The organism is Dehalococcoidales bacterium (assembly GCA_030698765.1).
Classification (GTDB): domain Bacteria; phylum Chloroflexota; class Dehalococcoidia; order Dehalococcoidales; family UBA2162; genus JAUYMF01.
In genome coordinates this window covers 1-11,191 of record JAUYMF010000155.1, presented here as the reverse complement: position 1 = coordinate 11,191, position 11,191 = coordinate 1, and the positions used below count along the sequence as shown (strand labels likewise).

At 54.2% G+C, this 11,191-nt stretch carries 11 protein-coding genes; 6 read left to right on the top strand and 5 right to left on the bottom strand.

The window, feature by feature from the left end; all coding sequences use genetic code 11:
• From Q8Q07_07520 to Q8Q07_07500, 5 genes are all read left to right on the top strand, one after another.
• Nucleotides 1-666: LamG domain-containing protein (locus tag Q8Q07_07520; GenBank protein ID MDP3880133.1), on the top strand; the 666-nt coding region annotated here is incomplete at its 5' end.
• Nucleotides 666-992: a hypothetical protein gene (locus Q8Q07_07515; GenBank protein MDP3880132.1), complete on the top strand. Its 327-nt coding sequence runs from the start codon at nt 666-668 to the stop codon at nt 990-992. The genes Q8Q07_07520 and Q8Q07_07515, both read left to right, overlap by 1 nt.
• 6 nt (nt 993-998) lie before the next feature.
• The gene (locus Q8Q07_07510) at nt 999-1,631 is read left to right on the top strand and encodes a hypothetical protein (protein MDP3880131.1); all 633 of its coding nucleotides are present in this window, start codon (nt 999-1,001) and stop codon (nt 1,629-1,631) included.
• Between the two features lie 74 nt (nt 1,632-1,705).
• Complete coding sequence (locus Q8Q07_07505; protein MDP3880130.1) at nt 1,706-3,697, top strand: hypothetical protein; 1,992 nt, start codon at nt 1,706-1,708, stop codon at nt 3,695-3,697.
• An 84-nt stretch (nt 3,698-3,781) separates the two neighbouring features.
• Nucleotides 3,782-3,994 carry a hypothetical protein gene (locus Q8Q07_07500; protein MDP3880129.1) on the top strand — a complete coding sequence of 71 codons (213 nt, stop codon included), beginning with the start codon at nt 3,782-3,784 and terminating at the stop codon, nt 3,992-3,994.
• Nucleotides 3,995-4,079: 85 nt separating this feature from the next.
• Here the strand turns inward: Q8Q07_07500 and Q8Q07_07495 are convergent, their stop codons facing one another.
• A complete protein-coding gene (locus Q8Q07_07495; GenBank protein ID MDP3880128.1) occupies nt 4,080-4,475 on the bottom strand; it encodes a helix-turn-helix transcriptional regulator in 396 nt (131 codons plus the stop codon).
• 377 nt (nt 4,476-4,852) lie between these two features.
• On the opposite strand from Q8Q07_07495, the gene Q8Q07_07490 reads away from it, so the two are divergent.
• Entirely contained in the window at nt 4,853-5,476 is a 624-nt protein-coding gene (locus tag Q8Q07_07490) for an MBL fold metallo-hydrolase (protein ID MDP3880127.1), read from the top strand.
• Nucleotides 5,477-5,588: 112 nt separating this feature from the next.
• On the opposite strand, the gene Q8Q07_07485 is transcribed toward Q8Q07_07490, so the two are convergent.
• The 4 genes from Q8Q07_07485 to Q8Q07_07470 form a co-directional block, all read right to left on the bottom strand.
• Entirely contained in the window at nt 5,589-7,634 is a 2,046-nt protein-coding gene (locus Q8Q07_07485) for a sodium-translocating pyrophosphatase (GenBank protein MDP3880126.1), read from the bottom strand.
• Nucleotides 7,635-7,708: 74 nt separating this feature from the next.
• Nucleotides 7,709-8,350 carry a haloacid dehalogenase gene (locus Q8Q07_07480; protein ID MDP3880125.1) on the bottom strand — a complete coding sequence of 214 codons (642 nt, stop codon included), beginning with the start codon at nt 8,348-8,350 and terminating at the stop codon, nt 7,709-7,711.
• The gene (locus Q8Q07_07475; GenBank protein MDP3880124.1) at nt 8,347-9,417 is read right to left on the bottom strand and encodes a thiamine phosphate synthase; all 1,071 of its coding nucleotides are present in this window, start codon (nt 9,415-9,417) and stop codon (nt 8,347-8,349) included. Before Q8Q07_07475 ends, Q8Q07_07480 begins: the two co-directional genes overlap by 4 nt.
• A gap of 434 nt (nt 9,418-9,851) precedes the next feature.
• Complete coding sequence (locus Q8Q07_07470; GenBank protein MDP3880123.1) at nt 9,852-10,841, bottom strand: hypothetical protein; 990 nt, start codon at nt 10,839-10,841, stop codon at nt 9,852-9,854.
• Between the last annotated feature and the right edge of the window lie 350 nt (nt 10,842-11,191).

The window sequence follows — 11,191 nt, the reverse complement described above, 5'->3', positions numbered from 1 at the left end:
CTAATCGAACTACTCGTGAGGAGAATAATGGATATTATCTTTGACTCCAGTCTGGTGCTTTATTTGCCCCTCTATGAGATGGACGGTGCCTCTTTTAAGTCCCGGGAGAGTTTCGGGCACTTATGTACTGTTAACGGCGCTTTATGGAGGCCAAAGGGCAGGGGGTTTGATAAATCTGACGATGTTGTCAGCGCCGGGGCTATCCCCGCTTTTAATGTAGGTACCGGGGATTTGAGTTTTCTGGTCTGGTTTAACGCTGATAATGTCACTGATACGCAGGCTATCTTTAGAAACCGTACCGGTGAGAATGCGTATGCCTGGGGGTCCTATATCGGCGGCGGTGCCGTCTACGCCCACTGGAGGAATGGCGCGGGCAGCATCAAGGCACAGTCAGTTCCCATAGTTGTTAATACCTGGTACTGTTTAGCTGGCGTCAGGCAGTCGGGCAATGTTTACGGGTATTTGAACAGCGTCAGTATGGGGGCCGCCGTTTCCGGGGCGGACATGAACCTGGCTGCTCACCTGGAGGCTCCGCTGGGGGCGCATAATACTCCTTACCAGGGGTTCTTCGGCGGGCTGATCGGGGAGGTTGTGGTTTATAACCGCGCTTTAACTCCCGCTGAAATCCAGCGCAATTATCTGGCAACCAAGTGGAGGTATCAATAATGAAATATTGTGTGATGCACAATCTTAGCTTTGAAACTCCAGCCAAAAGAAATGAACTTGAGGCAGCCATACAGAATAACATCGTCGGCAAGCAGACCTGGGGTGCGGTGTCCATGCAAAACGGCACGGATGAGGAAGGACACCCCCTCCATAGCCTGGCCATCCGCTTTCAGAACAGGGCAGATATGGACGAGTTGTTTACCCTTATCAAGAATAAACTCGATGCTATTCCTGTCCTGAAAGGAAAGGTAAGCAAGCACAATTGCTCGCATGATGAAGGTACGGTGCATCCGTGTCAGATAACCGAAGAATACAGTAAAGGATGAAGAAGTATGAATCTAGCTGATATGAGAGCCATCGTCAGGCGTGACCTCCATGATGAGGACGCGACTAACTATCGCTGGACTGATAATGAACTTGACCGCCATATCGCTCACGCGGTGAAGGACTTTTCAGAGGCTATCCCGTATGAGCAGAAGACAACCAAAGCAACCACATCAGGCTCCAGAGAGATTGCTTTATCCACCATCACTGACCGAATCGTGGTCGAAGCGGTGGAGTACCCGGTGGACAAGTTCCCCAAAAAATACCAGCGCTTCAGCCTCTGGGCGGATACCCTGACCTTACTTGGAGATGAGATGCCCGATGGTTCCAACGCTTACATATACTATGGTAAACTTCATACCCTTGATGCTACCAGCTCTACTATCTCCGCCGTGTATGAAGATATGCTTGCCGCCGGCGCCACCGGTTACGCCGCCGTTGAGTGGGCAATCTATGCCGTCAACCGGGTAAGTATCGGGGGCAGCCCGACCTCTGCAGAGTTCCTTGCCTGGGGTAGGGAAAAACTGAATTGTTTTAAGGCGGAACTGAAGCGGCTGGGACGGAGAAACCGGGTGAGAACTCGCTCTCTTTATAGACCCTATTATCCATCGAACGCTAAATCAACCGATTACGGGCCGTAGGAAAGGCACCAAATACTAATATCTAAATCCTGAGATTTAAGGAATCAGCATTTGGGATTTGAGGCAAATTAGCGATGAGAACTCTAACATCCACATTACTGGCAGCCCAGAAGGAAGCGACCCGTACCCCTTATCTTGAGGTGAAAGCCAGGAACATGATTGCCGGAATGGTCAGGCTGGACTGGGAGAGACTGTATACCGGCAGTGAGGACGATTATTTCCATGCCCTGACCATGCCCGGCGATGGTTCCATGGTCAGAGCCAGGATAACGCCCCCCGGTGATGGCCGGAAACTGTACAGACAGAGAGTGGCTAACCCCGGCCCTGCATCGGATTTCAGTAGCTGGACTTATGCCAGTCAGTATAACTGTATCGTCGTCGCCGCGGCGGCTCAGGGGGCTGAGGTCTCCATTTTCTGGATAAACTCCAGCCGGGAAATAAGGCGCATCAAGAGCACTGATTATGGTGCCAGCTGGGGTAGCCCCGAGCTTATTGATTACTCTCCCACCACCGCTGTGTACGGGCTGGCGGCAGCCTATAAGCCTGATGGCGACCTGGCTATTTTCTTCACTGACCAGTCCACCCTCTACGTGAAAAAGCGTGTCGGGGGTAGCTGGCAGTCGAAGGTTGCCTGGGACAAGACTACCGGTGACCTCTCCGGTGTTGCCGCGGTCTATGATGCTGATTGGAACCTGCTGGTGAGCGGGCTGGACTCAGCCGGAAATTTCAAACTGTGGAGCCTGGTCTACGGCGATGGTGGTGATGTGGCTTCAGGTACCTGGGCAGCCCTTGAGGAGTTCGCCTCGGCCCCCGCGGACGGTGATTTTGTCTACCACCGGGTATTCATGGCCAAACCGGATGACTACCGCTGCTTTTACGTGGAGAGTTTCAGCGGTACCGAAGCCTGCGACCGTCCCTTCTGGTCCGGCTCCGTTCCCGGTGCCGGCTTCGTGGAAAACCTGTGGCGGGAACCGGTACCCTTTAACCTGTCCGCGGAATATGGACTGGCGATTGCTCACCACGGTGATTATTGCTGGCTGTGCGCTCCCTATGGCGTATGGCGGGCCAGTTTGAGCGAGGTTAGTACCGACCTGACCGCCGATGTTCTGTCAGTAAGGCAGGAGGTCGGCCCGGACCAGTGTAAGCTGACCGTGGAACTCCGCAATGATGACGGGCGCTATGCCTCGCTGCCGTCACCGCTGGCTATCGGCTGCCAGCTGGAAGTTAACCCCGGCTATGTTACTTCCCAGGGAAATGAGGTCAGCTCGGGGCAGACCTTTATTCTGGAAGCCTGCGAGTATACCAGCTCCGGAGGCAAAGCCAGCCTCTGGCTCCATGCCCTTGATGGCTGGGGACAGATAAACCACTGGACAGCCAGGCACCAGTTTCGCTGGAACAAGTCCTCAAACGAGATGAGTGTCAAACAAATCCTCGAGTTTATTCTGGCCAGGGCGGGCTTGAAGCTGGAGGTAAAGTCCCAGTCATCGGTTATTACCGGATACTATCCTGACTTTGCGCTCCATGCCGGTAACCGTGGTGACATCATCGTTGCTAAATTGCTCTCTTTTGTCCCGGATGTAATCTTTATTGAAGGCAATAAAGCCTATGTCGTGAACCCGCAGTCCTCTGACATCTCGGTCTATTCCTACGGGCAGACGCACCCTGTTTTAGAAGGTAGCTACCGTGAAGAAAGCTGGAAGATTAACCGGGTTCAGGTTGAGGGTTACGACTCCACAGGAGATGCGCCGGTGGTTGTGGACTCCTTCTCCTGGAGTCAAATAGACAGCTTTTATGACCGGTTGGCCCGGATTGAAGACCGGAACATTGGTAGTGTGACCGGGGCTGAGGAGAGGGGTGAGGCTTACTTGAGAGAAGCTGAGATAGCCTCAGGCAGCGGCGCTATCCGGGTACCGCTCAACTGCGGGCAGCAGTTGTATGATGTCATTGATATCACCGATAGCCGGGCCGGACTCAGCGCGGAGAAGAAGAGGGTGCTGGGACTGAACTCGGTTTACAAGCCTGGCAGGGGTGAATACGAGCAGAGAATATTGCTCGGGATAGTGTAATCGATACGGCACTTTTGAGGGAAAACCCTTCATAAAAAGATAGGGGGCAAGGTTAAAATATCGAGAGGAGATGGTAAGGTCGGAATGAATGTGCGCAAAGGAATATTGAAGAGTTTTGATTCGGGCAGCTATACGGCTACGGTGCAGCTTGCCGGCAGCCAGAAGGTCTATCTGGAAGGTGTTGCCGTCGCCCGCAACATACCGGCGGCGGAGATGGCACTGGGCAGGAAGGTGGCAGCCGTCTTTTTTGATGACCACAATGCTAAAGAGGCGGTGGTGGCAGCCGTTTATGTTTGAGAATACTACAAAATGGTGAGCGGACTGGCTACCATAGAGAAAAGGACTGATTCACAAGCGGGCGGCTTCAGTTCCTGAATGGCTGTCAGTCCTGGCCTCGAACCGTGCCCTTCGCGATGCTTTTCAGGATAGCCAGGATCCCGATAACAGCGCGCTGCGTTTCCACCGGTTCCTGGGCTAATACTCTGCTGACATAAGGGTCCAGCCTTTCGGTGGTGTAACCCGGCTGCTTCTCGGCGACCATGGATGACTGTGGGGACAGGTAGCCAGCCAGAGTAAAGATCTCGTCTTCCTCAAATCCCAGAGGCCTGGCAATTTTCTGGAGGATGTGGGCGGAGGGGAAACGTTCTCCCCGCTCAATACGGCCGAGGTGGGATGCTGACACCCCTGACCTGGCAGCTATCTCCTGGAGTGTCAGCGACAACGAGATTCGCTGCTGCTTGATTATTCCCCCGAGATGATTTTTGTCATCACTGTCCATATTTATTATTATAATTCGCCAACTGGCAAATGTCAATCCTTCCGGTATTATTCGGTTTTGGTTGGCGGTGTCATTGCGAGACCATTCCGACAGAGTCGGAAGGCGAAGCAATCTGTGTGTAGGGAAGAATATACCTCACCTCTCAGATTGCCACGTCGGCTACGCCTCCTCGCAATGACAAACAAAACCACCAAATGCAAACATAACCATCCTTCCCTCCCTTTTTAATGGAATAGGGGGACATGGACTCCAGTCAATTTTTCAAATACAGAAGGTCGTTCTGTAGCCAACTTTATTCATTTGATGGTAAGATTAGGAATAATAAAGGGAATACCGGTTTTTGCCGGAACGCCAACTAGTCGAGACAGGGAGGCAAAGTGATTATCGAGAAACTGGAAGTAGGAGCATACGCGGCTAATTGCTATATTGTCAGTGACGGAACCAGCCGGGAAGGAATAGTAATTGACCCCGGCGCTGAAGCCGGTAGAATCTTACGCAGGGTTAAGGACATGGGACTGAATATAAAGGCCATAGTGTTAACTCACGGTCACATTGACCACGTTGGCGCCGTGCAGGAAGTCAAAGAGGCCACCGGCGCCGAGGTTGCCATCCATGCCGATGATGCCGGGATTCTCCAGACGAGCAGTCCTTTGAGTGCCATGCTGGGTATACCTGTCGAGATGTCAGCCCCTCCTGACCGTCTTCTTGAGGACGGTGACAGCCTGACAGCGGGCAAGCTGCTCCTGTCCGTCATCCACACTCCCGGCCACACGCCGGGCGGCATTTGCCTGCTTGCCGAGCAGTCAGTCTTCACCGGGGATACCCTGTTCAACTCCAGTATCGGCCGGACTGATCTGGGTGGCGGCAGCTATGATCAGTTAATTGGTGCTATCCAGAGCAAACTTATGACACTGCCCGATGATACCGCCGTCTACCCAGGGCACGGGCCGGAGACTACCATTGAGGCTGAGCGCCGTTTGAACCCGTTTCTGCGCGGTTAAGCACCTGTACCTTAGTGTCCTGCCTAGTGGTCAGGCAAATAACCTCGAGAGATTTAAGAGAGGGGGCAAAGCCCCCTCTCTTTTAACAGTATCTTTGTTGCCTGACGAGACTCTAAAGCAGACCGGCAAACCCGGCCAGTACCGGCGCAATGACCAGGGCGATTATCGACATCAGCTTGATCATGATGTTAAGGGAAGGCCCTGAAGTATCCTTCATCGGGTCACCCACGGTGTCCCCGATTACAGCTGCCTTATGAGCGTCTGACCCCTTACCGCCAAAAGCCCCCGTCTCTATCCATTTCTTGGCGTTGTCCCAGGAACCTCCGGCATTGGAAAAGGTCACCGCCAGTATAAAACCGCAGGCAATCGCTCCCACCAGGAAACCGGCCAGAGCCAGCGGACCCAGCACGATACCGACCACCACCGGTGAAATAATCGTTATCAGTCCCGGAGCCAGCATCTGTTTGAGCGCCGCATCGGTGCAGATGGTAACTGACCGGGCGTAGTCAGGCTTGACGTTCTTTTTCCCCTCCAGCAGCCCCGGTATCTCGCGGAACTGGCGGCGGACTTCGTTGATGATAGAGAAGCTGGTCTTCCCCACCGCATTCAGCGTCATCGCGCAGAAAACAGCCGGCAACATCGCCCCGAGGAGAATACCGGAAATAACGTGGGGGTCAAGGAGACTGATACCGGCAAGGTCAATGGCGGCTGCCTGGGTGTATGATAGCAGCAAAGCCAGAGCCGTCAACCCGGCGGCGCCGATGGCGAACCCCTTACCGGTAGCGGCGGTTGTGTTTCCCAGCGAGTCCAGGGCATCAGTCCGCTCCCTTACCTGTGGCGGGAGGTCTGACATTTCCACGATACCGCCGGCATTATCAGCTACCGGGCCGTAAGCATCGGTAGCGTCCTGTATTCCCAGGGTGGAGAGCATCCCGATCCCGGCAATAGCCACGCCGTAAATGTCAGCGAAATAGTAAGCGATGATAATGGCGATGACCACCAGAATGACGGGCGGGACGGTGCTCATCAGCCCGTTAGCAAAACCGGTAGTAATCAGGGTGGCGCCTCCGGTCTGGGATGATTTGGCGATGCTGAGCGTCGGCTTATAGGCATAAGAGGTGAAGAAATTGGTGCTTTCCCCGATGAGGACACCGGCAACCAGCCCGACGAGGATAGCCCAGAATATGCCGATATCAGCCTTGAGCCAGAGTACGCCCAGGAAAGCAAAAACGGCCGTCAGGATTGATGCCGAAAATGTACCTCTGCGGAGGGCATTGAGTAAAGCTCCCATCTCCGGTTTTTCGCCGACCCGCACCATGAATATGGCGATAATAGAGGCGATAATGCCCCCGGCGGCGACTATCATCGGCAGGAACCAGGCAGTAGCCATATCCGGCACCAGCGACTTGCCCAGGGTAGTTGAGAAAGCGGCAATCATTCCCAGTGTCATCGTGGCGATGATGGAGTCCACGTAGGATTCAAAGAGGTCAGCCCCCATGCCGGCAATATCGCCAACGTTATCACCCACAAAATCAGCAATCACGGCGGCGTTGCGGGGGTCATCTTCCGGGATGCCCTGCTCTACCTTTCCGACGATGTCCGCCCCGGTATCAGCCGCCTTGGTAAAGATACCGCCGCCGACACGGGCGAATATCGCTACCGAGGAAGCGCCGAAACCATAACCGGGGATAATGAAAAGAAAGTTGGGATTAGCCTGGAAAAGAAAGTAGAGGATGCTCAAACCGAGGATACCGATACTGACCACGCACATTCCCATCACCGCCCCGCCGCGGAAAGAGACCCGTAAGCCCTGATTTAAGCTCTTCTGGGCAGCGGCGGCGGTGCGGCGGTTAGCCCTGATGGCGATTTGCATACCAATATAGCCCGCCAGACCCGAGCAGAAAGCCCCGAAAACAAAAGCCAGTGATACCAGCCAGCCAAGGTTAGGGACCAGTCCCAGAATAACCGCCACCGCCACCACAAATATAGCCAGTATTCGATACTCGCGACCGAGGAAGGCGATAGCCCCCTCACTGATAGCCGCTGAGATTTCCCGTACCCGGGCCGACCCCTCGTCCTGTTTCAGGACGTAGGCAGCCATGAAGGCGGCCACCACCAGTCCTAACACCCCTGAGATTACCGCGATTACTATCGGCATTACTTCAACTCCTTTCTATTCTTAACCGGATTAACGGCCATCAAACTCCTCTCTTCCTGACCAACCAATGTTGCTTAAGGCAGGCCCGCTTCCCTTTCTTCCAGACGTTTTTCCAGTCCCATCTGACGGATAACCAGCGTCAGGTCACTGCGGGTCTTTTCCAGAACCCCGCGCACCATGTCAGTGGTGCGGCGCAGCCCGCCGGTTATGGCGTCAGGAAAGTCCATGGTAACCAGGACATTATATACGTCATCCATGGCAGATAACAGTTCTTCACCCCGGGACAGGTCACCGTGCCTCATGCTGTCCAGGAGGTAGCGTCGCAACTCACCGACGGCTTCTCCCAGACCGTTGAGGTAAGCCGCCACGTCAACACCGAGATCATCAGGGCCGGGGGGTAAGCTTCCGGTGACCAGGGCTACGGTAATTTTCCCTTCGGCGAATTCCTTCTGCGCATCCCGGACAAAGCCGGTATTGCCAAGCTCGGTATAGCGGGTCACAGTCTGCTCAACCTCGTCGAGCAAACTGCGGGCAGACTGGAGCGATTCCCGGGCCTGGTCAAATTCCTGGCGGTGCACCGCCCGTATAGCCCGGCTGGAATAACGAATTACCTCACGGCAGAGAGGCATCACCTTTTCCCGGGCCGCATCCCTGGCTGATAAGCTCAACCGTATCTGCTCGGCAATCGAATCCAGGTTATCCGTCAGACCACTCACTTTTGTTTTTCCAGAGTACCGGCCATTTTCCGGGTGGCTTCTTCCGGTGATTCAGCGCCCAGCACGGCGCTGATGACGGCCACCGCGTCAGCGCCAGCCGCCATGACCTTGGACACATTCTCCAGGGTAATGCCGCCAATCGCCACCAGCGGCAGAGATATTGCCTGTCTCATCTGGCGCAGCCTGTCCAGTCCCACCACCTCGGCGGTTTCCTTGGTTGAGGTGGGGTACATTGAGCCGACGCCGATGTAGTCAGCTCCCTCCGCCTGAGCCGCCGCCGCCAGTTCCAGGGTACGGGCTGAACCGCCCAGGATTTTGTCTATCGGCAGCAGCCGGCGGGCCACTTTTACCGGCAGGTCATCCTGCCCGACATGCAGCCCGTCAGCATCAACCTCCATGGACACGTCCAGGTAATCGTTAACGATGAAAAGGACGTTGCGCTCAGCGCAGAGGTCTCTGAGCTGGCGGGCGACAGGTAACAACTCCTTCTTGCCGAGCACTTTATCACGCAGCTGGATGGTCCGGGCGCCGCCAGCGATGACCTGACGTGCCACCTCAACGGGATTGCGCCCTTTCAGTGCCTGCGTGTCAATAATCACGTAAAGCCCGGCGATAAGCTTCGCTTTATCCTGGCGCAGCAGCCGTGACATCAGCTTTCGTTCTATGGTGTAGGTGTCAAACCGGGCTTTCTGGAACTTGGCCGGGTCCAGTTCCGGTATAATCGGGGGTACCTTAGCCAGCTCTTCCAGTGTCCGCAGTGATTCCTGTACCCGCCGCGAGTTTGCCACCAGCACCAGCGGCAGTTCCCTTCCCCTCTCTTCTCCGGGGACTTCAAGGTGAGCGCCGACATCACTCTCCGCATCCCGGGACTGTAAAAGCTGCCGGTTAAATGAAAAGTCACTCCTTATCAGGTCGTGGCGCATTACCTTAAGCTGCTCAGTGAGCGCGGCGTCATTAAGCAACAGGCGGGCGATTTCTTCAAGAAGACGGAGTCCTTCACCAATCCGGTTCAGGTTGGCATCAATAATACGTAATACCTGGTGTGACATCCCTTCCGCTAAAGTCATATCTATGAGAGTGCTTAGGTAACCCGCTCCATGCCCCGGGATAAACCCCGCCGGTAACAATAACCGGAGCTAACTTCTCTCCAGGAAAGCAGTGTTTCCGGTAAAGCAGCCTATTTTAGCACAACCCGGCCCACCGGTAAAGTACGCGCATTGCCTCATAATAAAAGTTACTGACATTGATATGGTTGCATCAAAAATAGTGTTACTGAAGGAGTGAGAGGTAGACTCGGACGACGGTAGCGAGTCTATTAATCAGCGCCTCTTCCAGCCCACCATGAAACTGGTGAGTAAGACACGGCACTAAAGTAAACAAGGTCTATGACCAGGAAAAGATATGACAGGCGTATTGGCGGACTGGATTTGATGATAATCAATAAGGAAGGGAGACCTTCAGGGGGGTCTCCCTTCTTGAAGTGCCAGTACTCTACGGTGGTTTATTGCAGGGCGGCTATCGAACTTTCCAGGAGGTCTATTGTATATTTCGAGTTGTGGACACCCTTGCTACTATCTTCGACGGATATGTAGATAAAGTTCCACAGGGCGGCAGCCTGCGCCTCAGGGTAATTGCCGACTACCGGATGTAGGTCGGATAGTGCTATCCCTGCATGATACGGCTCATGTGACGCGCTCGCCAGCATGCCTTTGGCCATCAGGAGTTCTGCCAGCTCTTGAAGAAGTCCCTCAACTTCAGTCTGGACACCGTTATAGTCGAAGTTCGTCAGGCCACTGTGGCAACTCTGGCAGGCGCTTACAGCAGCTTGCATTTCATGCCTGTCGTTAGCCATATGACATACCGGGCAGCCTTCTGTTACTGTCATATAATGGCCGCTGGGACCGCCGGAAACCCCGGCGCCTCCAATACCGAGAAGCATCGTGGACTGCGGGCCATGATGAGGGCCCCAGTGAGTAGAGTCTACTTTGACTACGCCATCAACTGCTTCCATTTCCCGCCGGGGTTGATGGCAGGTGGCGCAGAGGTTACCTTCACCCATGTCAAAGGTGGCGCCACTGGCATATAGAGTTACCGGCTCTGTGGTCCTCAGGGCAAAGTCCGCTTCAGTATAAGTGTTATGAATATCGTGACAGGTACGGCAGTTGGGTGGTGTCGGGTTGGTCACTCCCTGCTGGACGTTATCCGGGTTGCTAATGCCAGCGGCAATTCGAGCTACCCAGCCCTCACTGGAGTGGCACCCGGCACACCCGGCACTGGTGCTCCTTCCATAAGCCGTACCCGTACCGTGAGTTGACATATCCCACTGTAACCTCTTGGCCAGAACCAGGGTGCTCTCATTGTGGCAGTTCGCGCAATTCTCAGCAGTGACGGTTGGCTCCGCTGCTGGGCCACCGGTGCAGCCGGAAATAATAAAGGCTAGTATTACTCCTAGCCCGATGATTCCCCCACCCCACAGGATTTTCTTACGCATATTCTACCTCCTTATATATACCTATGAAACGGCTCATTATATTGCCTTGGTATTCAGCGAAGTAATACCTATATTTTTTGAAAATTATATCCTCAATTTTCAAAAAAGTCAATGCCTATTTGAAATGATATTATTCGGTTTTGGTTGGCGGTGTCATTGCGAGACCATTCCGCTACAGGCGGAAGGCGAAGCAATCTGTGTGTGGGGAAGGGTATACCTCACCTCTCAGATTGCCACGTCGGCTACGCCTCCTCGCAATGACAAATAAAACCAACCAAAATCAAACAGAACCGCAGAGATCTTATCTTTTTGGTGGGAGGGGACTATGCTATACTGATTTTGGGAATAGC